At 62.0% G+C, this 24,546-nt stretch carries 21 protein-coding genes, 1 tRNA gene and 2 pseudogenes; 3 read left to right on the top strand and 21 right to left on the bottom strand.

The window, feature by feature from the left end; translation table 11 throughout:
- The 4 genes and pseudogenes from LB577_RS31925 to rpsL form a co-directional block, all read right to left on the bottom strand.
- A pseudogene (locus LB577_RS31925) lies at positions 1 to 77 on the bottom strand (elongation factor Tu); the annotation flags it as partial.
- A gap of 67 nt (positions 78 to 144) precedes the next feature.
- Positions 145 to 2,235 carry an elongation factor G gene (fusA, locus tag LB577_RS31920; RefSeq protein ID WP_013895702.1) on the bottom strand — a complete coding sequence of 697 codons (2,091 nt, stop codon included), beginning with the start codon at positions 2,233 to 2,235 and terminating at the stop codon, positions 145 to 147.
- A 29-nt stretch (positions 2,236 to 2,264) separates the two neighbouring features.
- The gene (gene rpsG / locus LB577_RS31915; RefSeq protein WP_008875664.1) at positions 2,265 to 2,735 is read right to left on the bottom strand and encodes a 30S ribosomal protein S7; all 471 of its coding nucleotides are present in this window, start codon (positions 2,733 to 2,735) and stop codon (positions 2,265 to 2,267) included.
- Between the two features lie 71 nt (positions 2,736 to 2,806).
- Positions 2,807 to 3,178, bottom strand: coding sequence for a 30S ribosomal protein S12 (gene rpsL / locus LB577_RS31910; protein ID WP_006333356.1), 372 nt, complete (start codon positions 3,176 to 3,178; stop codon positions 2,807 to 2,809).
- A gap of 492 nt (positions 3,179 to 3,670) precedes the next feature.
- Here rpsL and LB577_RS31905 point away from each other — a divergent pair, with 492 nt between their 5' ends.
- Together LB577_RS31905 and LB577_RS31900 are read left to right on the top strand one after the other, a co-directional pair.
- On the top strand, positions 3,671 to 3,952 hold the full coding sequence (locus LB577_RS31905) for a hypothetical protein (protein WP_023776149.1): 282 nt from the start codon (positions 3,671 to 3,673) through the stop codon (positions 3,950 to 3,952).
- A gap of 167 nt (positions 3,953 to 4,119) precedes the next feature.
- On the top strand, positions 4,120 to 5,046 hold the full coding sequence (locus tag LB577_RS31900; RefSeq protein WP_224690390.1) for a Gfo/Idh/MocA family protein: 927 nt from the start codon (positions 4,120 to 4,122) through the stop codon (positions 5,044 to 5,046).
- 157 nt (positions 5,047 to 5,203) lie between these two features.
- On the opposite strand, the gene LB577_RS31895 is transcribed toward LB577_RS31900, so the two are convergent.
- The 9 genes from LB577_RS31895 to secE form a co-directional block, all read right to left on the bottom strand.
- On the bottom strand, positions 5,204 to 5,869 hold the full coding sequence (locus tag LB577_RS31895) for an O-methyltransferase (RefSeq protein WP_224690389.1): 666 nt from the start codon (positions 5,867 to 5,869) through the stop codon (positions 5,204 to 5,206).
- Between the two features lie 264 nt (positions 5,870 to 6,133).
- Complete coding sequence (gene rpoC / locus LB577_RS31890; RefSeq protein WP_013895706.1) at positions 6,134 to 10,330, bottom strand: DNA-directed RNA polymerase subunit beta'; 4,197 nt, start codon at positions 10,328 to 10,330, stop codon at positions 6,134 to 6,136.
- A gap of 129 nt (positions 10,331 to 10,459) precedes the next feature.
- Positions 10,460 to 14,596: a DNA-directed RNA polymerase subunit beta gene (gene rpoB, locus LB577_RS31885; protein WP_023769181.1), complete on the bottom strand. Its 4,137-nt coding sequence runs from the start codon at positions 14,594 to 14,596 to the stop codon at positions 10,460 to 10,462.
- Positions 14,597 to 14,860: 264 nt separating this feature from the next.
- On the bottom strand, positions 14,861 to 15,238 hold the full coding sequence (gene rplL, locus LB577_RS31880; RefSeq protein WP_006202136.1) for a 50S ribosomal protein L7/L12: 378 nt from the start codon (positions 15,236 to 15,238) through the stop codon (positions 14,861 to 14,863).
- Between the two features lie 54 nt (positions 15,239 to 15,292).
- Positions 15,293 to 15,811: a 50S ribosomal protein L10 gene (rplJ, locus tag LB577_RS31875; RefSeq protein ID WP_013895708.1), complete on the bottom strand. Its 519-nt coding sequence runs from the start codon at positions 15,809 to 15,811 to the stop codon at positions 15,293 to 15,295.
- Between the two features lie 373 nt (positions 15,812 to 16,184).
- Positions 16,185 to 16,883: a 50S ribosomal protein L1 gene (gene rplA, locus LB577_RS31870; protein WP_224690388.1), complete on the bottom strand. Its 699-nt coding sequence runs from the start codon at positions 16,881 to 16,883 to the stop codon at positions 16,185 to 16,187.
- A gap of 4 nt (positions 16,884 to 16,887) precedes the next feature.
- Positions 16,888 to 17,316, bottom strand: a complete 429-nt coding sequence (gene rplK / locus LB577_RS31865) for a 50S ribosomal protein L11 (protein ID WP_010909262.1) — start codon at positions 17,314 to 17,316, stop codon at positions 16,888 to 16,890.
- A 188-nt stretch (positions 17,317 to 17,504) separates the two neighbouring features.
- A complete protein-coding gene (nusG, locus tag LB577_RS31860; RefSeq protein ID WP_013895710.1) occupies positions 17,505 to 18,032 on the bottom strand; it encodes a transcription termination/antitermination protein NusG in 528 nt (175 codons plus the stop codon).
- A 27-nt stretch (positions 18,033 to 18,059) separates the two neighbouring features.
- Positions 18,060 to 18,263: a preprotein translocase subunit SecE gene (secE, locus tag LB577_RS31855; RefSeq protein WP_013895711.1), complete on the bottom strand. Its 204-nt coding sequence runs from the start codon at positions 18,261 to 18,263 to the stop codon at positions 18,060 to 18,062.
- A 708-nt stretch (positions 18,264 to 18,971) separates the two neighbouring features.
- Between secE and LB577_RS31850 the strand changes: the two genes are divergently transcribed.
- Entirely contained in the window at positions 18,972 to 19,448 is a 477-nt protein-coding gene (locus LB577_RS31850) for a gamma-glutamylcyclotransferase family protein (protein ID WP_224690387.1), read from the top strand.
- Between the two features lie 409 nt (positions 19,449 to 19,857).
- Here the strand turns inward: LB577_RS31850 and LB577_RS31845 are convergent, their stop codons facing one another.
- The 8 genes and pseudogenes from LB577_RS31845 to LB577_RS31810 form a co-directional block, all read right to left on the bottom strand.
- On the bottom strand, positions 19,858 to 20,178 hold the full coding sequence (locus LB577_RS31845; RefSeq protein WP_224690386.1) for a helix-turn-helix domain-containing protein: 321 nt from the start codon (positions 20,176 to 20,178) through the stop codon (positions 19,858 to 19,860).
- The gene (locus tag LB577_RS31840) at positions 20,175 to 20,522 is read right to left on the bottom strand and encodes a type II toxin-antitoxin system RelE/ParE family toxin (protein WP_031258765.1); all 348 of its coding nucleotides are present in this window, start codon (positions 20,520 to 20,522) and stop codon (positions 20,175 to 20,177) included. Before LB577_RS31840 ends, LB577_RS31845 begins: the two co-directional genes overlap by 4 nt.
- 134 nt (positions 20,523 to 20,656) lie before the next feature.
- Positions 20,657 to 21,244 carry a cation transporter gene (locus tag LB577_RS31835; RefSeq protein ID WP_224690385.1) on the bottom strand — a complete coding sequence of 196 codons (588 nt, stop codon included), beginning with the start codon at positions 21,242 to 21,244 and terminating at the stop codon, positions 20,657 to 20,659.
- 98 nt (positions 21,245 to 21,342) lie between these two features.
- Positions 21,343 to 21,418, bottom strand: a tRNA-Trp gene (locus tag LB577_RS31830).
- Positions 21,419 to 21,503: 85 nt separating this feature from the next.
- Positions 21,504 to 22,058: a putative glycolipid-binding domain-containing protein gene (locus tag LB577_RS31825; protein ID WP_224690384.1), complete on the bottom strand. Its 555-nt coding sequence runs from the start codon at positions 22,056 to 22,058 to the stop codon at positions 21,504 to 21,506.
- Between the two features lie 31 nt (positions 22,059 to 22,089).
- Positions 22,090 to 22,575: a group II truncated hemoglobin gene (locus tag LB577_RS31820; RefSeq protein WP_224690383.1), complete on the bottom strand. Its 486-nt coding sequence runs from the start codon at positions 22,573 to 22,575 to the stop codon at positions 22,090 to 22,092.
- Between the two features lie 89 nt (positions 22,576 to 22,664).
- Entirely contained in the window at positions 22,665 to 24,302 is a 1,638-nt protein-coding gene (locus LB577_RS31815) for a hypothetical protein (protein ID WP_224690381.1), read from the bottom strand.
- 163 nt (positions 24,303 to 24,465) lie between these two features.
- Positions 24,466 to 24,546, bottom strand: a pseudogene (locus LB577_RS31810) (elongation factor Tu); the annotation flags it as partial.

Genomic DNA, 24,546 nt, shown 5'->3' with positions numbered 1-24,546 from the left:
GTCTTGCCATGATCGACGTGGCCGATCGTGCCGATGTTCACATGAGGCTTAGTGCGCTCGAATTTACCTTTTGCCATGTGATGTCTCCATTTCCTGCTCGCCCGTGCGGGCTTTGAATTGCGTTACCGCGGCAGCTCTTTCGAGTTACGCGTATTTCTTCTGGACTTCCTGGGCGACCGCGGTCGGGACCGGCTCGTAGTGATCGAACTGCATCGTGTAGGCCGCGCGGCCCTGGCTCATCGAGCGCAGGTTGTCGACGTACTTGAACATGTTGGCGAGCGGCACCATCGCGTTGATGACGACAGCCACGCCGCGCGCTTCCTGGCCCTGGATCTGGCCACGACGGCCGTTCAGATCGCCAATGACGCTGCCGACATAATCTTCCGGCGTCACGACCTCGACCTTCATGATCGGTTCGAGCAGCTGCACGCCAAGCTTGGGTGCCGCTTCACGGAAACACGCACGGGACGCGATTTCGAAGGCCAGGACCGAGGAGTCGACGTCGTGGTAGGCGCCGTCGATGAGCGTCGCCCGGACGCCGATCATCGGGAAGCCCGCGAACGGACCGGCGCCCATGACGCTCTGGATGCCCTTCTCGACGCCCGGAATGTATTCCTTTGGCACCGCGCCGCCGACGATCTTGGACTCGAACACGAAGTCCTCGCCTTCCGCATTCGGCTCGAACACAACCTTGACGCGGGCGAACTGACCGGTACCGCCGGTCTGCTTCTTGTGCGTGTAGTCCTGCTCAAACCTGCGGGTGATCGTCTCGCGATAGGCCACCTGCGGAGCGCCGACATTGGCTTCCACCTTGAACTCGCGACGCATGCGGTCGACGATGATGTCGAGGTGCAGTTCGCCCATGCCGGAGATGATGGTCTGGCCGCTTTCCTCGTCGGTCTTGACGCGGAAGGACGGATCCTCGGCAGCCAGGCGGTGAAGGGCAAGGCCCATCTTTTCCTGGTCGTTCTTGGTCTTCGGCTCGATGGCGATCTGGATGACCGGATCGGGGAATTCCATGCGCTCGAGGATGACCGGATGCAGCGGATCGCACAGCGTGTCGCCAGTGGTCGTGTCCTTGAGGCCAGCCAGAGCGACGATGTCGCCGGCGAAAGCTTCTTCGACGTCGGCGCGCGAGTTCGCATGCATCTGCAGCATGCGGCCGATGCGCTCCTTCTTGCCCTTGACGGTGTTGTCGACCGAGATGCCCTTGGTCAGCTTGCCCGAATAGATGCGGGCGAAGGTCAGCGAACCGACGAACGGGTCGTTCATGATCTTGAAGGCGAGCATCGACAGCGGCTCGTTATCGTCCGCATGACGCTCGATCTCGGCATCGGTCTTGGCGTCCACGCCCTTGATGGCGGGCACGTCGGCCGGCGACGGCAGGTATTCGACAACGGCGTCGAGCAGCGGCTGCACGCCCTTGTTCTTGAAGGCCGAGCCGCAGAACATCGGGTAGAACTTGACCGCGATCGTGCCCTTGCGGATCAGCGAACGGATCTCGTCATTCGACGGCATCTTGCCTTCGAGGTAGTTTTCGAGGGCCGTCTCGTCCATTTCGACGGCGGCTTCGATCATCTTCTCGCGGTATTCCTCGGCACGGGCCTTGAGGTCTTCCGGGATTTCGACGACGTCCCAGGCAGCGCCCAGCGTCTCGTCGCGCCAGACAAGCGCATTCATTTCCACGAGGTCGACGACGCCCTTGAAATCGATTTCGGCGCCGATCGGCAGCTGCATGACGACAGCCTGCGCACCGAGGCGCGAGCCGATCATCTCGACCGAGCGGTAGAAGTCGGCGCCGATCTTGTCCATCTTGTTGCAGAAGATCATGCGCGGAACTTTGTACTTGTCGGCCTGGCGCCAGACGGTTTCCGTCTGCGGCTCGACACCGGCGTTGGCGTCGAGCAGCGCGATGGCGCCGTCGAGCACGCGCAGCGAACGCTCGACTTCAATGGTGAAGTCGACGTGTCCGGGGGTGTCGATGATGTTGAAGCGGTGCATCTTGCCGTCGCGACCCTTCCAGAAGGTCGTGGTCGCGGCGGACGTGATGGTGATGCCGCGCTCCTGCTCCTGCTCCATCCAATCCATGGTGGCAGCGCCGTCGTGGACTTCGCCGATCTTGTGCGACTTGCCCGTGTAATAGAGAACGCGCTCGGTGGTCGTCGTCTTGCCGGCGTCAATATGCGCCATGATACCGAAATTGCGGTAGTCTTCGATTTTGTATTCGCGGGCCATCGTAGCTGCCTCTCAGTCTCGTTCGCGCTTTACCAGCGGTAGTGCGCGAAAGCGCGGTTGGCTTCAGCCATCTTGTGGGTGTCTTCACGCTTCTTGACGGCCGTGCCGCGGTTGTTGGCCGCGTCCATCAGCTCGCCGGAGAGGCGGTCGACCATCGTGGTCTCGTTGCGGTTGCGCGCGGCAGCAATCAGCCAACGGATGGCCAACGCCTGACGACGCTCGGGGCGCACATCGACCGGAACCTGGTAGGTCGCACCACCAACGCGGCGCGAACGCACTTCCACATGCGGCGCGACATTGTCGAGCGCCTGATGGAAGACGGTGACCGGCTCCTGCTTGGTCTTCGACTGAACCTGGTCGAGGGCGCCGTAGACGATGGTCTCGGCAACCGACTTCTTGCCGTCATACATGACGGCGTTCATGAATTTGGTGACGATCAGATCGCCGAACTTCGGATCCGGGTTGATCTCACGCTTTTCTGCACTGTGACGACGCGACATGGCTTTTGTCTCTCAATCTCGTAGCCCGACGCATTGAAGCGCCAGAGCCGGAAAATCTTACTTCGGACGCCTTACTTCGGACGCTTGGCGCCGTACTTCGAACGGCGCTGCTTGCGGTTCTTCACGCCCTGCGTGTCGAGCACGCCGCGGATGATGTGGTAGCGAACGCCCGGAAGATCCTTGACGCGGCCGCCGCGGATCATGACCACGGAGTGTTCCTGAAGGTTGTGACCTTCGCCGGGGATGTAACCGATCACTTCAAAACCATTGGTCAGGCGGATCTTGGCCACCTTGCGCAGCGCCGAGTTCGGCTTCTTCGGCGTCGTCGTGTAGACGCGCGTGCAGACGCCCCGCTTCTGCGGGTTCTGCTGCATGGCCGGGACCTTGTTGCGCTTCACCGGCGCAATGCGCGGCTTGCGGATCAGCTGGTTGACGGTAGGCATTAAACCCTCTTGTCTCTCAATTCCGTGTCTCGCCCGGTCAGGGCCGCTCAAAGCGTCATTTCCATACGCAAATTCGGGCCACAAACCGCGCCTCGCGGTCTTGCCCGAACAAATGGCAGAGGAAGCGGAAGCCGCTTCGTGCACGCCGGAAATGTCTTTTCGCTCGTAAAACGAACCCTGTTTGAGGCAAACTCCAAAGCGTGTCGCTTCGGAAAGGAGAGCCTCACATCGGTTCTGACTGGCCGGCTTCTACTCGTAAGCCCGCGAACCGTCAACCCCGGCGTGGCAAATATTGCATTGAAGCCGAGGCTTGGCAGCCATGCGAAAACCGCATGTAATTTTCTTTCGCCATTTTGCAATGGCAAGGAAGAAAGTGCCAAGCCTTTGGCAAAGTGAATGGCTTTTGGCTGTCGCATGGCTCCGCTTCGTGCGAAAAGGCCGCCCTGAACAGTCAAAGTCCCCTCGCCCGCTCTTTGCCAGGAGGAATCAGCCGTGAACGACAATGAAGAACGTCCGGTCACCATCATCACCGGCCGGGTGTGGAAACGCAAAGGCGGCAAGGTGGAGGGCGTGCATGTCATGCTGGTCGCACCCGACGACGATTCGGCTGTGCGCAAAGCGCTCGAATCGCTCGCGGCTGAGGGTTACGCCGAGGCCGAGCTCGACCAGATCGGTGACATGGACGGCGTGCCCGACGACGAGCCGCATCTGTCAGCCTATCAAGGCGCGCTCGAAGGCGAAGTGTCGATCGTGACCTTCGAGGAGCCGATCTGAGAATCAGGCACCCCTCGCCTTTCGAATCGCCGCCAGCCCCCTTCCGGCGAAAGAAAAAGTTGGGCGCTGCAGTCCGGCAAAGCTGGGACTGACCGTCCACCGCTGGCTTGTTCGGGGCAAGTGTTCTGATAAGAAGCGCTGATCATCACCCAACAGACGGAGCGACCGTGTCCCAGCCCATCAAGATTGGCATCGTCGGCGTCGGCAAGATCGTCCGCGACCAGCACCTGCCGGCCCTGGCGAAAGACCAGGATTACCGACTGACCGCCGCCGCCAGCCGGCATGGCAAGGTCGACGGCATCCCGAATTTTCCCACCATCGAGGCGATGCTCGACGCGGTGCCGGAACTGGACGCCGTCTCGCTCTGCATGCCGCCGCAATTCCGCTACGATGCCGCGCGCACCGCGCTCGAGGCCAAGAAGCATGTCTTCCTGGAAAAGCCTCCGGGCGCCACGGTCAGCGAGGTCGAGGACCTGAAGGCGCTGGCGACGAGACAGGGCGTCACCCTCTTCGCCAGCTGGCATTCGCGCTATGCGCCGGCGGTGGAGGCCGCGCGGAGCTTTCTCGCCTCGACCCGCATCCGCTCGGCGGCGATCGTCTGGAAGGAAGACGTGCGCCGCTGGCACCCGAACCAGGACTGGATCTGGCAACCAGGCGGCTTCGGCGTCTTCGATCCCGGCATCAACGCGCTGTCGATCGCCACCCACATCCTGCCGGCGATGTTCATCACCTCGGCCGCGCTCGATTTTCCCGAGAACCGTGCCGCCCCGGTCGCCGCGCAAGTCGCCTTCCGCACCTCGAACGGATTGCCGGTGACGATGGAGCTCGACTGGCTGCAGACCGGTCCGCAAAGCTGGGACATCCTGGCCGACACGGATGCCGGCAAGATGGTGCTCTCGGGCGGCGGCTCGAAGCTCGCCATCGACGGCAAGATCGTTCACGAAGAGCCCGAAGCCGAATATCCGATGCTTTACAAGCGCTTCGCCGAGATCGTGCGCGCCGGCATCTCCGACGTCGATCTCGCGCCGCTGCAGCATGTCGCCGACGCCTTCATGCTGGGCAAGCGCAACGTGGTCGAGGCGTTCTTCGATTGATTTGCGAACGCGACGGGGTTGCAGACATAGCTTGAATGCTCGTGCCAGGTCGACCCCCACTCCGTCTCGGCTACGCCGAGCCACCCCGATCGACGGGGCAGAGGAAGGGCGCAAACCTATTGCAGCCAACGCTCGTCGATGCGGCTTCCCTCTGGCATCATTCGACGATCGCGATCGCAAAACCGTCATAGCCCTTCGCTCCGACGGTCTGGATGGCCGTTCCGTCCAGCCGCTTGTCGCCGCCGATGAAGGAGAAGGCGGCGCGTGCGCCTTCGACATTGGGATCACGACCGTCCTCGTCGAGCACCGCGCCGTCACGGATGACGTTGTCGCAGACGATGACGGTTCCTGAGCGCGACAGCCGCACCGCCCATGACAAATAATTCGGATTGTTCGGCTTGTCGGCGTCGATGAAGATGAGGTCGAACGGGCCGGCGTTCTCGGCGCTCAGCGCGGCGAGCGATTGAAGCGCCGGCCCGACCCGCAGGTCGACCCGCTCCGACACCCCTGCCCGCTCAAAATTCGAGCGCGCGACCTTGGCGTGATGCGGGTCGAGTTCAAGCGTCACGATCTTACCGTCGGCAGGCAGTGCGCGCGCCATCCAGATCGTCGAATAGCCGCCCAGCGTGCCGATCTCGAGGATCTTCCCTGCTGCCTTCATGCGCGCCAGAAGTGAAAGCAGCTTGCCTTGCGCCGGCGATACGTCGATCGCCGGCAGGCCCTGGTCATGATTGGCCGCCAGAACGGCGTCGAGGGTGGGATCTGCCTCGAACAGGGCATCGACGATATAGTCGTCGACAGCAGCCCAGGTTCTCTTGCTCATCGTTTTATCCTCCGATCCATTCAAAGCCAAAACGCGAAAGGATGCCGCTAGGCACCCCGGGCGAAAAGCTGCCATGAATATGAACCCAACATCAAACCCCGAACAAACAAAAAGGCCGCCGGGTTGCCCCGACGGCCTTGTTGCCTGAGATTTCCAAGAGCGGTTCATCGTTTCATGGAAACGTTGAACCGCTCTATCCTTGTTTTGGCGCAATTCCGGACGGAAAACCGTTTTACACTTTTCCTAGAATTGCTCCCGCCGCGCTTACTGCGCGGCGGTTGTCATGTCGGCCAGCATCGGCTCGGCGACTTCAACACCGGAGGCCTTGCGGCGCTCGTCGATGATCAGTTCGTCGCGCGAGGTGGCGATGCGCCGGATCTGGCTCATCGTGCCGCCGGTACCGGCCGGGATCAGCCGGCCGACGATGACGTTTTCCTTCAAGCCCTGCAGCATGTCGGTCTTGCCGGCAACCGCGGCTTCCGTCAGCACCCTGGTCGTCTCCTGGAAGGACGCGGCCGAGATGAAGGACGGCGTCTGCAGCGAGGCCTTGGTGATGCCCAAGAGCACCGGCTGACCTTCGGCCGGCTTCTTGCCGTCCTCGATCAGGCGCTCGTTGACCTCTTCCAGCTCGATCACGTCGACGTGGTCGCCCGGAATGTAGGTCGAGTCGCCCTGCGTGGTGATCTCGACCTTCTGCAGCATCTGGCGAACGATCACCTCGATGTGCTTGTCGTTGATCGACACGCCCTGCAGGCGGTAGACTTCCTGGATTTCGTTCACGAGGTAGGAAGCAAGTGCTTCCACGCCCTTGATCGCCAGGATGTCGTGCGGCGCCGGATTGCCGTCGAGGATGTAGTCGCCCTTCTCGATGACGTCGCCGTCCTGGAGATGGAACGGCTTGCCCTTCGGGATCAGGTATTCGACCGGCTCGAGCGTCGAGTCATGCGGCTCGATGATGATGCGGCGCTTGTTCTTGTAGTCGCGGCCGAAGCGGATCGTGCCATCGATCTCGGCGATGATGGCGTGATCCTTCGGACGACGAGCCTCGAACAGTTCGGCAACACGCGGCAGACCGCCGGTGATATCCTTGGTCTTGGCGCTTTCCATCGGGATACGCGCCAGGACGTCGCCGGGGCGAACCTGCGCACCCGGCTCGACCGAGAGAATGGCCTCGACCGAGAGCAGGAAGCGGGCGTCGCCACCCTTCGACAGCTTGCCGACCTTGCCCTTGGCGTCGAGGATCGCAATCGCCGGCTTGAGGTCGTTGCCGCGTGGCGTGGAACGCCAGTCGATGACCTCACGCTTGGTGATGCCGGTCGATTCGTCGGCCGTTTCCTGGACGGAAATGCCGTCGACCAGATCCTCGTACGACACCTTGCCCTCGATTTCGGTGAGGACCGGGCGGGTATACGGATCCCACTCGGCGATACGCTGGCCGCGCTTCACCTTGTCGCCATCGTCCACGAAGATACGCGAACCATAGGTGACGCGGTGCGTGGCGCGCTCCTTGCCGGCTTCGTCGAGGATCAGCACCGCCATGTTGCGGCCCATGACCATCTGCTGGCCGTCGGAGTTACGCACCACGTTGCGGTTGCGGATCTCGACCTTGCCCTCGTAGGAGGCTTCAAGGAACGAGCTGTCCACCACCTGCGCGGTACCGCCCATGTGGAAGGTACGCATGGTGAGCTGGGTGCCCGGCTCACCGATCGACTGCGCCGCGATGACGCCGACGGCTTCACCCTGGTTGACCGGGGTACCGCGGGCCAGATCGCGTCCGTAGCAGACCGCGCACACGCCAACCCTGACCTCGCAGGTCAGTGCCGAGCGGATGCGGACCGACTGGACGCCGGCCTTTTCGATCTGCTCCACGTCACGCTCGTCCATCAGCGTTCCGGCCTTGACCAGCAGGTCGCCGGTCACCGGATGGTTGATGTCGTCGAGCGAGGTGCGGCCCAGCACGCGCTGGCCGACCGAAGCGACAACCTGACCGGCATCGACGATCGGCTGCATGGTGAGGCCCTTGTCGGTGCCGCAATCCACGGAGTTGACGATGCAGTCCTGCGCCACGTCGACGAGACGACGGGTGAGATAACCCGAGTTCGCCGTCTTCAAGGCGGTGTCGGCCAGACCCTTGCGGGCGCCGTGGGTCGAGTTGAAGTACTCGAGCACGGTCAGGCCTTCCTTGAAGTTCGAGATGATCGGCGTCTCGATGATTTCACCCGACGGCTTGGCCATCAGGCCGCGCATGCCGGCGAGCTGGCGCATCTGCGTGGGCGAGCCACGCGCACCGGAGTGCGACATCATGTAGATCGAGTTCATCGGCTTCTGACGGCCATTGTCCTCGAACTCCACGGCCTTGATGCGGGCCATCATTTCGTCGGCGACCTTTTCCGAGCACTTGGCCCAGGCGTCGACGACCTTGTTGTACTTCTCGCCCTGGGTGATCAGGCCGTCATTGTACTGCTGCTCGTATTCCTTGGCCAAAGCCTCGGTGTCCGACACCAGCTTGATCTTGGAGTCCGGGATCAGCATGTCGTCCTTGCCGAACGAAATGCCGGCACGGCAGGCGTGAGCGAAACCGAGCGCCATGATGCGATCGCAGAAAATGACCGTCTCCTTCTGACCGCAATGGCGGTAGACGGTGTCGATCATCTTGGAGATGTTCTTCTTGGTCATCTCCTGGTTTGCGGTCTCGTACGGCACATTGACGTTCTTCGGCAGAAGCTCGCCGATGATCATGCGGCCAGGCGTGGTGTCGTGGATCTTCGACACGACCTTGCCTTCGGCGTCGACCGTGCGGAAGCGGCCCTTGATCTTGGCGTGCAGGGTCACAGCCTTGGTCTCGAGCGCGTGCTGGAGTTCGCCCATGTCGGCAAACACCATGCCCTCGCCCGGCTCGTTCTGGTTGACGATCGAGAGATAGTAGAGACCCAGAACCATGTCCTGCGACGGCACGATGATCGGCGCGCCGGAAGCCGGGTGCAGGATGTTGTTGGTCGACATCATCAGCACGCGGGCTTCAAGCTGCGCTTCCAGGGACAGCGGCACGTGGACCGCCATCTGGTCGCCGTCGAAGTCGGCGTTGAAGGCCGTGCAGACCAGCGGATGCAGCTGGATCGCCTTGCCTTCGATCAGGATCGGCTCGAACGCCTGGATGCCGAGGCGGTGCAGCGTCGGCGCGCGGTTCAGCAGCACCGGATGCTCGCGGATGACCTCGTCCAGGATATCCCAGACCTCCGGACGCTCCTTCTCGACCAGCTTCTTCGCCTGCTTGACGGTCGAGGAGTAACCCTTGGCGTCGAGACGGGCGTAGATGAAGGGCTTGAACAGTTCGAGCGCCATCTTCTTCGGCAGGCCGCACTGGTGCAGCTTGAGCTCCGGACCGGTCACGATGACCGAACGGCCGGAATAGTCGACGCGCTTGCCGAGCAGGTTCTGGCGGAACCGGCCCTGCTTGCCCTTGAGCATGTCGGATAGCGACTTCAGCGGACGCTTGTTGGCACCGGTGATGACGCGGCCGCGACGGCCATTGTCGAACAGCGCATCGACGGCTTCCTGCAGCATGCGCTTTTCATTGCGCACGATAATGCCCGGCGCCCGCAGTTCGATCAGCCGCTTCAGACGGTTGTTGCGGTTGATGACGCGGCGATAGAGGTCGTTCAGGTCGGACGTGGCGAAACGGCCACCGTCCAGCGGGACGAGCGGACGCAGGTCCGGCGGGATCACCGGAACCACCTTCATGATCATCCATTCCGGACGGTTGCCGGACTCCATGAAGTTCTCGACGACCTTGAGCCGCTTCAGATACTTCTTCTGCTTCAGCTCGGACGTGGTCGAAGCCAGTTCCGAACGCAGGTCGCCGGCGATCTTCTCCAGGTCCATGCCGGCCAGGAGGTCATGGATGGCCTCGGCGCCGATCATGGCGGTGAAACTATCCTCGCCATACTCGTCGACGGCGATCATGTACTCTTCCTCGCTGAGCAACTGATGCTCCTTCAGCGCGGTGAGGCCAGGCTCGGTGACAATGTAGTTCTCGAAGTACAGGACGCGCTCGATGTCCTTCAGGGTCATGTCGAGCAGCGTGCCGATGCGCGAGGGCAGCGACTTCAGGAACCAGATATGGGCGACGGGAGCGGCGAGCTCGATATGGCCCATGCGCTCGCGGCGAACGCGCGACAGCGTGACTTCGACGCCGCACTTTTCGCAGATGACGCCCTTGTACTTCATGCGCTTGTACTTGCCGCACAGGCACTCGTAGTCCTTGATCGGGCCAAAAATGCGCGCGCAGAACAGACCGTCACGCTCCGGCTTGAAGGTGCGGTAGTTGATGGTCTCCGGCTTCTTGATCTCGCCGAACGACCAGGACAGAATCTTCTCAGGGCTGGCAAGCGAGATCCGGATAGAATCGAACACCTGCGCAGGCGCCTGCGGATTGAAGAGATTCATGACCTCTTGGTTCATGCCGTTCTCCTTTTCGGGGTCCTCGAAAACCCCTTGCATCTAACGCGGGCAGAATGCCCGCTGAGTGGTCGGCCCACCGGCCGAAGAAATTTGATCGGCGCGTCGCGGCTTTCGCGACGCGCCATTGCCTTACTCCGCCGCGTCGGGCAGCCGGATCGGGTTGTCGTCGAGCTTGGTGTTCTCCAGCTCGACATTGAGGCCGAGAGACCGCATTTCCTTGACGAGCACGTTGAAGCTCTCCGGGATGCCGGCCTCGAAGGTGTCGTCGCCGCGGACGATCGCCTCGTAGACCTTGGTACGGCCGGCGACGTCGTCCGACTTCACCGTCAGCATTTCCTGCAGCGTGTAGGCGGCGCCATAGGCTTCCAGCGCCCAGACCTCCATCTCGCCGAAGCGCTGGCCACCGAACTGCGCCTTGCCGCCCAGCGGCTGCTGGGTGACGAGCGAGTACGGACCGATCGAACGCGCGTGGATCTTGTCGTCCACGAGGTGGTGAAGCTTGAGCATGTAGATATAGCCCATCGTCACCTTGCGATCGAACGGCTCGCCCGTGCGTCCGTCATAGAGCTGCGACTGACCGCTGGTATGCAGGCCCGCCTGCTCCAGCATGATGTTGATGTCAGCCTCGTGCGCGCCGTCGAACACCGGGGTCGCGATCGAGACGCCGCGACGCATCTGCTCGCTGAGGCGAACGATGCTCTCGTCGTCATACTCGCGGACCGGCTCGTTGCGGTCGTTGGCCGGCATGAAGCTCTCGAGCGTCTTGCGCAGCGGCTTGATATCGCCGGCCGCCTTATACGTGTCGATCAGCTCGCCGATCTTCTTGCCCATGCCCGCGCAAGCCCAGCCCAGATGCGTTTCCAGGATCTGGCCGACATTCATGCGGCTCGGCACACCCAGCGGGTTGAGCACGATATCGGCATGCGTGCCGTCCTCGAGGAAAGGCATGTCCTCGACCGGAACGATGCGCGACACGACACCCTTGTTGCCGTGACGGCCGGCCATCTTGTCGCCCGGCTGCATCTTGCGCTTCACGGCCACGAAGACCTTGACCATCTTCATGACGCCCGGAGGCATTTCGTCGCCGCGCTGCACCTTCTCGACCTTGTCCATGAAGCGCTGCTCGAGCGCCTTCTTGGAGTCGTCGTACTGGCCACGCAGGGCTTCCAGTTCGCTCTGGAGCTTTTCGTTCTCCACGGCAAACTGCCACCACTGCGAACGCGGATACTCGTCGAGCGTGTCCTTGGACAGCGTCGAGCCCTTCTTGAAGCCCTTCGGTCCAGCAATCGCTTCCTTGCCGACGAGGACGTCGGAAAGACGCGCGTAGACGTTGCGGTCCAGGATGGCCTGCTCGTCGTCACGGTCCTTGGCGAGGCGTTCGATCTCCTCGCGCTCGATCGCCATGGCGCGCTCGTCCTTCTCCACACCGTGGCGATTGAACACGCGCACCTCGACGACGGTGCCGAAGGTGCCCGGAGGCATGCGCATCGAGGTGTCGCGCACGTCGGAGGCCTTTTCACCGAAGATGGCGCGCAGAAGCTTCTCTTCCGGCGTCATCGGGCTTTCGCCCTTCGGCGTGATCTTGCCGACCAGGATATCGCCAGGCTGCACTTCCGCGCCGATGTAGACGATGCCGGCTTCGTCGAGGTTCTTCAGCGCTTCTTCCGAAACGTTCGGAATGTCGCGCGTGATTTCCTCCGGACCGAGCTTGGTATCGCGCGCCATGACCTCGAACTCCTCGATATGAATCGAGGTGAAGACGTCGTCGGCGACGATGCGCTCGGAGAGCAGGATCGAGTCCTCGTAGTTGTAGCCGTTCCACGGCATGAACGCGACCAGCACGTTGCGGCCGAGCGCCAGATCGCCGAGCTCGGTCGACGGACCGTCGGCGATGATGTCGCCCTTGTTGACCCGGTCACCCATGCGCACCAGCGGACGCTGGTTGATACAGGTGTTCTGGTTCGAACGCTGGAACTTCATCAGTCGGTAGATGTCGACGCCGGACTTGCCCGGATCGAGATCCTCGGTGGCGCGAATGACGATACGCGTCGCGTCCACCTGGTCGACGATGCCGCCGCGGCGGGCGCCGATGGCGGCGCCGGAGTCACGGGCGACGATCGGCTCCATGCCGGTGCCGACGAACGGCGCCTCGGCGCGCACCAGCGGCACGGCCTGACGCTGCATGTTCGAGCCCATCAGAGCGCGGTTGGCGTCGTCGTTTTCCAGGAACGGGATCAGGGCCGCGGCCACCGACACCATCTGCTTGGGCGACACGTCCATCAGGTCGACGTTTTCACGCGGCGCCATCATCACTTCGCCGGCGCTGCGGCAAATGACGAACTCGTCGACGAAGCCGCCATTCTTGTCGAGTTCGGCGTTGGCCTGCGCGACATGGTGCTTGGCTTCTTCCATCGCCGAGAGATAGACGACGTCATTGGTCAGCTTGCCGTCGACGATCTTGCGGTACGGGCTCTCGATGAAGCCGTACTTGTTGACACGTGCGAAAGTGGCGAGCGAGTTGATCAGACCGATATTCGGGCCTTCCGGCGTCTCGATCGGGCAGATGCGGCCGTAATGCGTCGGGTGCACGTCGCGCACCTCGAAGCCGGCGCGCTCGCGGGTCAGACCGCCCGGTCCAAGCGCCGACAGGCGGCGCTTGTGGGTGATCTCCGACAGCGGGTTGGTCTGGTCCATGAACTGCGACAGCTGCGAGGAACCGAAGAACTCGCGCACGGCGGCGGCCGCCGGCTTGGCGTTGATCAGGTCCTGCGGCATCACCGTGTCGATCTCGATCGAGGACATACGCTCCTTGATCGCGCGCTCCATGCGCAGCAGGCCGACGCGGTACTGGTTCTCCATCAGCTCGCCGACCGAGCGCACGCGGCGGTTGCCGAGATTGTCGATGTCGTCGATCTCGCCCTTGCCGTCACGCAGTTCGACAAGCGTTCTGACCACGGCCAGGATGTCGTCCTTGCGCAGGACGCGCACGGTGTCCTCGGCCTTGAGTTCGAGGCGCATGTTCATCTTGACGCGGCCGACGGCCGACAGGTCGTAGCGCTCGCTGTCGAAGAACAGCGAGTTGAACATGGCTTCGGCGGTCTCGAGCGTCGGCGGCTCGCCGGGGCGCATGACACGGTAGATGTCGAACAGCGCGTCCTGGCGGCTCTCGTTCTTGTCGACGTTGAGCGTGTTGCGGATATAGGCGCCGACATTGACGTGGTCGATGTCGAGAACCTTGATCTCGTTCTCGCCCGTGCCGAGAAGCACCTTCAGCGTCTTTTCGTCGATCTCGTCGCCGGCTTCGAGGAAGATCTCGCCGGTTGCGTAGTTGACGATGTCCTCGGCCAGGTAGTTGCCGAGCAGATCCTCGTCGGTCGCCTTGATCGCCTTGAGACCCTTTTCGCCAAGCGCTCTGGCCTGACGGGCGGTGATCTTCTTGCCGGCTTCGACGACGACCTCGCCCGTATCGGCGTCGACCAGGTCGCCGACGGCCTTGAGGCCGCGGAAACGCTCGACGTTGAACGGGATGCGCCAGTGGTCGCCGGCGCGCTTGTAGGTGATCTTGTTGTAGAAGGTCGACAGGATCTCTTCGCCGTCCATGCCGAGCGCCATCAGCAGCGACGTCACCGGAATCTTGCGGCGGCGGTCGATGCGAGCGTGCACGACGTCCTTGGAATCGAACTCGATGTCGAGCCACGAGCCGCGATAGGGAATGACGCGCGCGGCAAACAGAAGCTTGCCCGACGAGTGCGACTTACCCTTGTCATGGTCGAAGAAGACGCCCGGCGAACGGTGCATCTGCGAGACGATGACGCGCTCAGTGCCGTTGACGATGAAGGTGCCGTTCAAGGTCATGAGCGGCATGTCGCCCATGTAGACGTCCTGCTCCTTGATGTCCTTGATCGACTTGGCGCCGGTATCCTCGTCGATATCGAACACGATGAGGCGCAGCGTCACCTTCAGCGGCGCGGCATAGGTCAGGTCGCGCTGACGGCATTCGTCAACGTCGAATTTCGGTCCTTCGAACTCGTACTTCACGAACTCCAGCATCGAGGAGCCGGAAAAATCGGAGATCGGGAAGACCGACTTGAAAACGGCCTGCAGTCCCTCGTCCGGACGTCCGCCCTTGGGCTCGTCCACCATCAGGAACTGGTCATAGGATGCCTTTTGAACCTCGATCAGGTTCGGCATCTCCGCAACTTCCGGGATCTTTCCGAAGAACTTGCGTACGCGTCTGCGGCCATTGAAAGTCTGGGTCTGGGCCATCGTCGCTCCTTAGCTCTAAACTCGGGACGAGCCTCGCCGCGGCTCGCCTTGCATACCGAGCCGCCTGGGCGGCGGCCCTCTGTCTGTTCTCCGGCAGCCACAACCAATTGCTTGGCGGCGGCCGGCTGAAACGGGAGAAAACCCGTTTCCTGAAGGCCTGTTCGGGCCCTCAGGAAAGAGGTTCTCGTACATCTCGCGTTACGCGTCCTCCCCTCCAGGTGAAGGGAGTGGCGGACGGCGCGAGGCCGCCCGCCGCTTTTACGCTTACTTCAGGTCGACCTTGGCGCCGGCTGCTTCCAGCTGGGCCTTGAACTTGTCAGCGTCGGCCTTGGAAACGCCTTCCTTGACCGGCTTCGGAGCCGCTTCGACCAGATCCTTGGCTTCCTTGAGGCCAAGACCGGTGATGGCGCGGACTTCCTTGATGACGTTGATCTTCTGAGCGCCAGCGTCGGTGAGGACGACGTCGAATTCCGTCTTTTCCTCGACCGGAGCAGCGGCAGCAGCAGCGCCGCCAGCAGCGGCAACCGCCACCGGAGCAGCAGCCGAAACGCCCCACTTTTCTTCCAGAAGCTTCGACAGCTCGGCCGCCTCGAGGACGGTCAGCTTCGAAAGGTCGTCTACGATCTTTGCGAGATCAGCCATTGTTGTATTCCTTCATAAGGTTCGAACGTGTGTTTGTGATAGCGAGGAACGGCCTCATGCCGCCTCGTCCTTCCGGGCGTAAGCGCCGATGACGCGCGCGACCGAGGCCGCTGGCGCATTGACGATCTGGGCGATCCGGGTTGCCGGCGTGGCGATCATGCCAACCAGCCTGGCGCGCAGCTCATCGAGCGACGGAAGTGTGGCGAGTGCCTTCACACCGTCGGCGTTGAGCGAGGTGGTGCCCATTGCGCCGCCGAGAATGACGAGCTTGTCATTTCCCTTGGCGAAATCGGACGCGACCTTCGGCGCCGCAATCGGATCCTCCGAATAAGCAATCAGCGTCTGTCCCTTGAACAGCTCGATGATCGATGCGGAGTCCGTGCCCTGAAGAGCGATTTTGGCGAGACGGTTCTTCGCGACTTTAACGGTGCCACCGGCGGCGCGCATTTTCGACCGAAGGTCGTTCATTTGCGCGACGGTGATGCCGGCATAGTGGGCCACGACCACTGAACCTGCGCTTGCAAACGCATCGTTCAGGCCCGTGACGAGTTCGCGTTTTTCCGCTCTGTCCACTGCCTATCTCCAGTTGACCCCTGCCCCTAAAATAGGACAGGCGTCGGGTTGCCTTTGCCGGCCGGGCCATCCAGTAACGGATCTCCCGAACGACGCTCGAGGATCCTGCCCCCTTTCGCCACACCGGCGGCCAAGCCGACGGTGCGCAGACAAAAGGCAAACACGGTTCGAACCTTTCATTGGAGCACTTGCTCCGTTGTCAGGTCTTCACCCGTCTCATGCAGGCCCACATGAATTAAGGCTTTTGGGCCGCCTGCAATCTCGGACAGGATGTCCGGAAGCCTTTCGGCTTCCGGCACCGGGCCGCCGACACGTCGGAGGCCCGGAATTCACTTGCGGATCAGTCTCTTGGGAGACGATCCAAATGGTCGTATCAGGACGCTGCGAGCGTCGAGACGTCGAGCTTGAGGCCCGGGCCCATCGTCGAGGTGACCGACACCTTCTTGACGTAGTTGCCCTTGGCGCCAGCCGGCTTTGCCTTGGTCACCGCGTCGGCGAAGGCGCGGATGTTCTCTTCCAGCGCCTTGACGTCGAACGAGACCTTGCCGACACCGGCATGAACGATGCCGGCCTTCTCGACGCGGAACTCGACCGCGCCGCCCTTCGATGCCTTGACGGCGGCGGCGACGTCGGTGGTGACGGTGCCGACCTTCGGGTTCGGCATCATGCCGCGCGGGCCGAGCACCTTGCCGAGACGGCCGACGAGCGGCATCATGTCCGGCGTGGCGATGCAGCGATCGAAATCGATCGTGCCCTTCTGGACGATGTCGACCAGATCCTCGGCTCCGACGATGTCGGCGCCGGCGGCCTTGGCTTCCTCGGCCTTGTCGCCACGAGCGAACACGGCGACGCGAACCGAGCGGCCGGTGCCGTTCGGCAGGTTGACCACGCCACGGACCATCTGGTCGGCATGACGCGGGTCGACGCCGAGGTTCATGGCCAGTTCGATGGTCTCGTCGAACTTGACCGTGGAACGGTCCTTGAGCAGCTGCAGCGCATCACCCAGGGCGTAAGCCTTGTTGGGATCGATGCCTTCGCGGGTCTTCGATACACGCTTTGCAATCTTTGCCATGATCTCAGCCCACCACTTCCAGACCCATCGAGCGGGCGGAGCCCTCGACCATGCGCATGGCCGCTTCGACGTCGTTTGCGTTCAGATCCTTCATCTTGGCAGTCGCGATTTCGCGAACCTTGTCGCGCGAAACGGTGCCAGCCTTGACCTTGCCCGGCTCCTTCGAGCCCGACTTCAGGTTCGCAGCCTTCTTCAGGAAATAACTCACCGGCGGCGTCTTCATGACGAAGGTGAATGACTTATCCTGATAATAGGTGATGACGACCGGAACCGGCGATCCCTTTTCCATTTCCTGGGTCTGCGCGTTGAACGCCTTGCAGAACTCCATGATGTTGATGCCGCGCTGACCAAGCGCCGGGCCGATCGGGGGCGACGGCGTAGCCGAACCCGCGGAGACCTGGAGCTTGAGCTGGCCTGCAATTTTCTTAGCCATCTCTTTTCCTGCCTTTGTCTATGCCGGCACCCACTATCTGGGAAACCCGGCGGTTGCAGTCTGGTGGTGCGGTTCGCGCAGCCGGCTAAAGCCGCATTCGCCTCCCACCGTTCTCGAGGCCGCGCGCTTGTGCGCCGCCTCCCCCGATCGCCGACCGGCGTCGCCGGTCCAACATCGGGGATTTCGGATCAGCCCTTTTCGACCTGTCCGAATTCCAGATCGACAGGCACGGCGCGCCCGAAGATCGAAACTTCCACCTTGAGCCGCGCCCGCTCCTCGTCCACTTCCTGGACGAAACCGTTGAAGGACGCGAACGGACCATCCGAAACGCGGATCGCCTCGCCGATCTCGAAGGTGACCGACGGCTTCGGCCGTTCGACGCCTTCCTGGACCTGGTTCAGGATGCGCTGCGCCTCGGCCTCGGTGATCGGCACCGGCTTGGAGTCGCCGAGAAAGCCGGTGACCTTCGGCGTGTTCTTGACCAGCGAGAACACCGCATCGGTCAAATTGGCCTTCAGGAGCACATAGCCCGGGAAGAACTTGCGCTCGGCATCGACCTTGCGGCCACGGCGAACTTCGACGACCTTCTCGGTCGGCACCACGATCTGCTCGATATCGGCGGACAGGCCCTTCTGCTTGGCCTTGTTCTCGATGTCCTCGGCGACCTTCTTTTCAAAGTTCGAATAAGCGTGGACGATGTACCAGCGCGCAGTCATTTTTAGACTTCTCCGTAATCGCCGGACTTAACGTCCAATGCCCAGAATCTGTTCGACCGCGAAGCCCATGAGCTGATCAGCGGTGAAGAAAAAGACCATCGCAATCACAGCGAAGGCCAGAACCATCACCGTCGAGATCATGGTCTCGCGACGCGACGGCCAAGTCACCTTGGCTGTCTCCGAGCGGACCTGCTGGAGAAAGACGAAAGGATTTGTGGTTTTCGAAGCCATATGCCGCCTGTCTTCAAGACCCGTTGGCCGGGCCCCCTGGATGATCCCGCTGACCGGGACGTGCCGCCTGAGCCCAGAGTCGCGCCGAATCAGCGCAACCATTTCGCCCATGCAAATCAGACGCGTAAAGCCGGCTTCCCAGCTCCACGCGTCGCGTGTCTGTTCTGTCTACATAAAACCGATTCTTGATCCACGCAAGTGGCAAGTGTCCGCTTTATGACCAAACACCGCCTCGGAACCATCCAGTCGTTCCGTCCCGGCTATGGCTGCCTTATGCCCCAATCAGGCTAATATGGCAAGCGGGTCGCCGATTTTCAAAGGCCGACCCGCAAAATATCGATGCGCACAGGGCATTCGTGCAACGAAAACTGCCCTTTCGGCCGGACTATGGCCGACGGCGGGAATGGAGGTGCGGCCGCAGTTGGCCAGGCGCCACCTTATGCTCACATGCGCACAAGCAGGATAAGCGAGAATTTCTCGGATGCCATTCAATGCGGAAGGGACAGCACCGATATGGCCCGATAAGATGTGTGTTCTTCACATAAGCTGGCTTCGACGGATGGGCGAGGTCATTGGCGATGGCTCCGCCGAACTTGCTCGACGACGGCTCGGTCAAATCACATTGCCTATCACAACGGCGACGAGGCCATTCTGAAAGCCAAATGAGTATTTCATCAGCAGCCTGCTAGGCCTCTCGAGGGTGTCCCAATGCTATATTTCGCCTACGGATCGAACATGGACCCGCTGCAGATCGCAAAGCGCTGCCCTGGCCATCAGGTCGTAGGCATCGGCATGTTGCCGAGCCATCGGCTCTGTTTTCCGCGGCTGTCAAACAATCGCGGGTGCGGAGTATCGTCAATAGAGCCGGTTCGCGACGGCGCTGTCTGGGGCGTTGTCTATAGGTTGACGCCCGATGATGTGGCCCGTCTCGATCGGGAGGAAGGCTACGAGACCAGCCGACCCGCGGGCGAGAACCGTTATAACCGGATGACGATAGTGGTGACCATGGGTGGCGAGCCCACCGAAATGCAGACCTATGTCGCTGAGCGGCAGGAAAATCCCCCTCCCCCAAATGCCGAGTATCTAGCGCTGATGCGCGATGGCGGCCGGCACCATGGGTTGCCTGCTCCCTATCTCGCCATGCTCGACGCGCTGGGTGAGGATGTCAGGATCGGATCTGGTTGATCTGCCAACCGTAAAAAAAGGCGCTCAATCGTTTCGGGAGCGCCTTTCGGATGGATGAGGTGAGTTACTGTATCCACCACTGTGGTCGTAGCGATTGCCAGGATAGCTTTAGTTGGGCCGGACGCTAAACGTTTGAGTGTTGAATATGCTTGGACTTTAAGCGCCGTTGTTTTTTTCATCGGGTTATTCCTCTCCGTCGGTAGCAGCGAAAATCGCCACGATTGAAGAAAGGCAACCACAACGAGCCAAGTGGTGGGAGTCGCACACACACACACACACACACCCATCCCCGAAACCGGATGATGAACCGGCAAGTGGTGGCCCTCTGAGCTAGGTCGGGCGCCGGGCGACGATTATTTGTTCTGCTTTAGATACTGGCTTAGAGAGCCGACGCCGGGGCGCTGTCTGGTCAAGCGGCTTCAGCCGCTCGAGTTGACCGTCGAGGCTTATGGCGAACCACCACGTCGACCTTGTAGTCGAGCCGGTCCAGACAGCGAACCAGCCTGTCTATCGAGAACTTCCCGGTGCGCCCGGTGACGATCGCTGAAACGTCCGGCTGTTTCATCCCGAGCAACTCGGCCGACTTCGCCTGGGTTAGGCGCCGGCGCTTGATAATGGCGCGGATCTCGCGGGCCAGCTTGGCCTTGAGCAATTCCTCTTCGGGATTGTCAAAGCCGAGGTCCGCAAACACGTTGCCGCTGCTAATTTCGGCGGTGATGTCTTCAGTCATGACTTTGTTCCTTTCCCATGGTTTTCGCGGTGGTGCGCCTCGGCTGCCTTCAATCGCGCTGTCACGAGATCGATCTCGTGCTTGGGCGTCTCCCTGCCCTTCTTCGACTTCTTCTGGAAGCAATGAAGGACGTAGATCACCCCGGCGAAGCGCACGGTGTAGACGGCCCGGTAGGTGTCCCCGTCGAAGTCGTCGACCACCTCAAGGATGCTGCGACCCCCAAACCCTTTTAGGGCTTTGACAGCCGGGTGCTCTTCACCATTCTGGGCGTCGTTGATTGCGACCCCCATCAACCGGCGAACATCGACCGGAAACTCGCGCAGATCGTCCTTCGACGATCCCATCCATACTGCGGGTTTTTGGTTTTTCATTCGCGCCCACCTTATAGCACATAGACTATGGTTTTTCAAAGAAAATCCTGACACCCCCCCCTTAACCCCTGGAAAATAACGGGGCCAAATTGTTGTCACAGCGGCAATCAGGCGGCTGCCCGGCGCTCTCCACGCGCAGCTTCCCACACTTCGCGGGCGGCGTCGGCATTCAAGGCCGCAATCCCCAAACCCACCAGCAAATCTGGCCACGCCGATCGCCACACGAAAGCCGTCATCAGCCCGGCAGCAATAATGGCAATGTTGGCGAATGCGTCATTGCGTGCCGACAGGAACGCCGCCCGCGTCAGGCTGCCGCCGTGGTGCCGGTAGGCGGCGAGCATGTAGGCGCAGGAGAGATTGACCGCGAGTGCACCCAGACCCGTCAGCGTCAGGGCCAGGGCTTGCGGCGGTACCGGCGCGTTGAATTTTTCCCACGCCGTCCAAAGGGTCGCTAAACCGGGCACAAGCAGAATAAGCGCCAGCGCCATGCCAACCCGCGAGCGGGCGCGCATCGACCAGCCCAGCGCAAGCAGAATGAGCAGGTTGACCGAGGCATCTTCCAGAAAATCGATGCTGTCGGCGAACAACGACACCGATCCGATAGCGACCGCCACGGCGAACTCAATGCCAAAATAGCTCAGGTTCAGAAGTGCGACGAGCAGGACGATACGGCGGAGCGCGCTATGGGCTTCCATGTCCAAACCTTCTCACGATTTAGCATGTCCGGCCACCAGCGGTTCGCCGATTTTCCAAGGCCAGCAGCAAATATCGTTCGGATGGCCATTTTGGAAAATGGCACGGGCAGCAGGGCTCGAACCTACGACCTGCGGTTTTGGAGACCGCCGCTCTACCAACTGAGCTATGCCCGTATCGTGTGCGCCTCGGCGCAGCAGCAGGGGCTTCCTAAAAGCTTCCGCGCTGTCTGTAAAGAGCGGTTTGCAGGCAAACGCGCCTTCATCCCCTTTGCCAGAAATCGGGATAGCTGACGACCAGCCCGTCATCGTCGATCTCAAGTTCCCGCTTGAAGTCGCTGGCGCGCGATTCATAAAGATACCGCCTGCCCTCTTCGAGACATGAGTAGCGCTGCGGGTTACTCACCACCGTGAGCGCGGGGAAATCGACGAAAGCGGTGGTGATCTCGGCACTTTGCCCGGTGGAAAGCCGCAAGCGCCGTATCGGCAGCGTGTTGGTGAACGGCGTCACAGTGAGGTCCGGATCGAAGATGCCGTCGAGCTCCGGCACGGGCATGCCGTCCCCGGTCCAGTGGCCGTCGCCGTCAGAGGCAAGAACCAGCGTCCGTTCGCTGCCGATCATATCGACCGTGACGCTCCTGGCGCGCCAGTTCGCGTCGCAGCCTATGCGATAGCGGACGGCGAAAGGCGTTTGGCCGGAGCAAATGACGACGGAATCGGCCAACACCTCGCCGGCCCGCTCGCGCAGCACAAGATGTTCGAGGCCGGGGCCTTCCCACTCGCGCCAGCGCACGATCTTGAATTCCTCGGCAGTCATTGCTCCACAAGCTCTCAGCAGGCTTTGCCGGTCATGATTTGGCATCAGGCGGTGTGTAGGGTCCGCCAGGCACACCCCAGCCCCAGGCAGGCATCGGTTCGGTTTCCGGGTCGCAGGTCTCGCCGAGATTGGAATTCATCTTGGCCAGCCGCGATCCCCACTCGACATAGCCCATGAAGGCCGAACGGAATTCGGGATCGTCGGGCAGGCCGACGACATCGGCGGCGTCGACCAGGAGGTTGATCCAGCGGCGGCGCTGTTCCTCCGTCAGATGCTTGCCCAGGTGATGCATGACCATTTCGCGGTGCCCGCCATGCTGTTCGCTGTAGGTTTTCGGCCCGCCGAAAACCTCGCCGATGACGGCAGCGACATGAGCGGGATGGTCCGGCGACATGGTCTTGAACACCGGCCCGACGATCGGGTCCTGCGCCACCTTGTCATAGAAGGTCTGCGTCAGCCGGTTCAGCGCCTCGCTGCCGCCGGCCCATTCGTAGAGTGTCGGGACGTCCTTGCGCATCAGAGTTCACCTGTCCTCGCTGCCCGAGAACGATAGCGGAAAGCCCTCGCTCTGCTCAACCTGCCCCGATGGCCAGCCAGCCTGCGCGACTACAGTTTCGCCGGCGTCTCGGCTTCGGCATTGGCTGACGGCATAACCCTGCAATTGTCCGGTTTCGCTGCCGCTCTGCATATGGTGGCACCTGTCAGTTCGTCGGCGGACTGACGCCCTGTCGCCAGCCCGAGCCTCAGCGCCGTGTCTCGATCGAGTTGCGTTTGGCCCGATGAACGCTGCATGGCTTCGAACAGGCCAGGCCCGATCGCCATCTCCTCAAGATACGCCTTGACCATCTCCTCCTGTCCGAGCGCCTGCACGCTGAGGCCCGCATCCGGCCCAATCAGGCGCTTGATGCCGCCGGCGACCACGATCGGACAGACCGAGGCGCATTCACCTTCCGTATCGATGGTCAGCCCGGTGTGGGCGCCATCCCTGGCCAGGCAGTCCAGGGAGGGACCGCAGTCGACGAAGTCCGTGCGGGCGACGACGACATCGAGCTTATGCTCCCGGATCATCCTGCCGACGGCGAGAGCGCCGTCGACATCGTCGCCTCGCGAGCTGATCACGATCGGCAGCCGCCGCCCACCGGCGGCATCGAGCGCCTGGCGCAGCCTTTCCGGCGTCTGTGCGGTGATCGAGCCTTCGGCGGAGATCCATTCCGGGCAGTCGGGATTGCACAGCGGATTGCTGCCGCGAACAAGCACGAAGCGCATATCCGCTTCCTGAGGCAGGGCAGGCCTGGCCCCGGCGGTCGGGACGCCGGCGGTGTTCTTGCCTGCCGGTACCTGCCGGCAGTTCGCCTGCGGCTGCTCCGGCCTGCAGGCGGTTCCCCCGGTCATGACATCGACGCTGTCCAGGCTGGTGACGAGCTTCATGCGCAGCATGGCATCGAGGGCAATCTGCCGGATGTCGCTGGCCTGCGTCTGCTTCATCGTCTCGAGCACGCCTTGGTCGACGCCCATTTCCTTCAAATAGGCGGCAAGGCGTTTCTCGACCCCCTTGCTCATTTCGTAGGTCTTGTAGCTGCCGGCGTTCTTTCGGCTGACGATCCTGGTGCTGATGATCTTCTTCTTGCCGTTCACGATCCGGTAGGTGGTCCGGTAGACCAGCTTCGTCCGCTGGAAGGTGGTTGTGATCTGGTGAACACCGAGATAGGCGAAATCGCCGGCCACGCGGCGGACACCGCCGGAAAACATCAGCGGACAGGCCGAATTGCACATGGCGCCGCTGTCATAGGCCATGCCGAAATAGCCGGCTGCCTTACCGTCCTTATCCTTGTCCGTGCAGTTTTTCATCCGCGGCTCGCAGCCGGTGAAGACTGTCGTGCCGACGGCGGCATCGAGCTTGTTCTTGCGGATCAGCCGGCCAAGCGCCAGCGCCGCTTCGACATTGCCGCCGGGGGAATTGACGACGACCGGCAGTTGCCGGCCGGCGAGCGTCTTGAGTGCGCGCTTGAACAAGGCCGGCGTGCCAGCCTCGATGGTGCCTTCCGCCGATATCCATTCCGGACAGTTGGGCTCGCAGCCCGGCGCACTGCTGCGCACGACGGCGAACCGCATCGGCGGGATGTCCGGCTGCTCCTCCTCGGCCTGGGCCGCACAGACAGGCAGCGCCACGGCAAGCACCAGCACGAGGCGGACCAGCGCCCGCAACCACCATGCCTGCCCATCGAAACGACGCCCTGGAACCACTCTTGGCCAAGCTCCCTCGGTGCAACCCATACTAGTTGCGGCGATGGCGCTTGCAACAGCTTTCAGCGGCCGGCAAATGCGCCTCTCACGCGGCCATGATGGAAACAAAAAGGGCGGCCCGAAGACCGCCCTTTCCTGTCGAACCGGCGAAAACCGGCCTCGATTATTCTTTGATGGTGACGACGATGCCGGCACCGACGGTGCGGCCGCCTTCACGGATGGCGAAGCGCAGCTTCTCTTCCAT

It is taken from the genome of Mesorhizobium sp. B283B1A (assembly GCF_020165735.1).
Taxonomy (GTDB): Bacteria; Pseudomonadota; Alphaproteobacteria; order Rhizobiales; family Rhizobiaceae; genus Mesorhizobium; species Mesorhizobium opportunistum.
This window is presented reverse-complemented; position numbering and strand designations above follow the sequence as displayed.

What these genes read in the sequence shown, in the direction of transcription:
- LB577_RS31850 (WP_224690387.1), top strand. Translation starts at nt 18,972, where the DNA reads ATGCTATATTTCGCCTACGGATCGAACATGGACCCGCTGCAGATCGCA.
- rpoB (WP_023769181.1), bottom strand. Translation starts at nt 14,596, where the DNA reads ATGGCCCAGACCCAGACTTTCAATGGCCGCAGACGCGTACGCAAGTTC.
- fusA (WP_013895702.1), bottom strand. Translation starts at nt 2,235, where the DNA reads ATGGCCCGCGAATACAAAATCGAAGACTACCGCAATTTCGGTATCATG.
- LB577_RS31895 (WP_224690389.1), bottom strand. Translation starts at nt 5,869, where the DNA reads ATGAGCAAGAGAACCTGGGCTGCTGTCGACGACTATATCGTCGATGCC.
- rplA (WP_224690388.1), bottom strand. Translation starts at nt 16,883, where the DNA reads ATGGCAAAGATTGCAAAGCGTGTATCGAAGACCCGCGAAGGCATCGAT.
- LB577_RS31835 (WP_224690385.1), bottom strand. Translation starts at nt 21,244, where the DNA reads ATGGAAGCCCATAGCGCGCTCCGCCGTATCGTCCTGCTCGTCGCACTT.
- rpsG (WP_008875664.1), bottom strand. Translation starts at nt 2,735, where the DNA reads ATGTCGCGTCGTCACAGTGCAGAAAAGCGTGAGATCAACCCGGATCCG.
- LB577_RS31825 (WP_224690384.1), bottom strand. Translation starts at nt 22,058, where the DNA reads ATGACTGCCGAGGAATTCAAGATCGTGCGCTGGCGCGAGTGGGAAGGC.
- LB577_RS31820 (WP_224690383.1), bottom strand. Translation starts at nt 22,575, where the DNA reads ATGCGCAAGGACGTCCCGACACTCTACGAATGGGCCGGCGGCAGCGAG.
- LB577_RS31840 (WP_031258765.1), bottom strand. Translation starts at nt 20,522, where the DNA reads ATGGGATCGTCGAAGGACGATCTGCGCGAGTTTCCGGTCGATGTTCGC.
- secE (WP_013895711.1), bottom strand. Translation starts at nt 18,263, where the DNA reads ATGGCTTCGAAAACCACAAATCCTTTCGTCTTTCTCCAGCAGGTCCGC.
- rpsL (WP_006333356.1), bottom strand. Translation starts at nt 3,178, where the DNA reads ATGCCTACCGTCAACCAGCTGATCCGCAAGCCGCGCATTGCGCCGGTG.
- rplK (WP_010909262.1), bottom strand. Translation starts at nt 17,316, where the DNA reads ATGGCTAAGAAAATTGCAGGCCAGCTCAAGCTCCAGGTCTCCGCGGGT.
- rpoC (WP_013895706.1), bottom strand. Translation starts at nt 10,330, where the DNA reads ATGAACCAAGAGGTCATGAATCTCTTCAATCCGCAGGCGCCTGCGCAG.
- nusG (WP_013895710.1), bottom strand. Translation starts at nt 18,032, where the DNA reads ATGACTGCGCGCTGGTACATCGTCCACGCTTATTCGAACTTTGAAAAG.
- rplL (WP_006202136.1), bottom strand. Translation starts at nt 15,238, where the DNA reads ATGGCTGATCTCGCAAAGATCGTAGACGACCTTTCGAAGCTGACCGTC.
- LB577_RS31845 (WP_224690386.1), bottom strand. Translation starts at nt 20,178, where the DNA reads ATGACTGAAGACATCACCGCCGAAATTAGCAGCGGCAACGTGTTTGCG.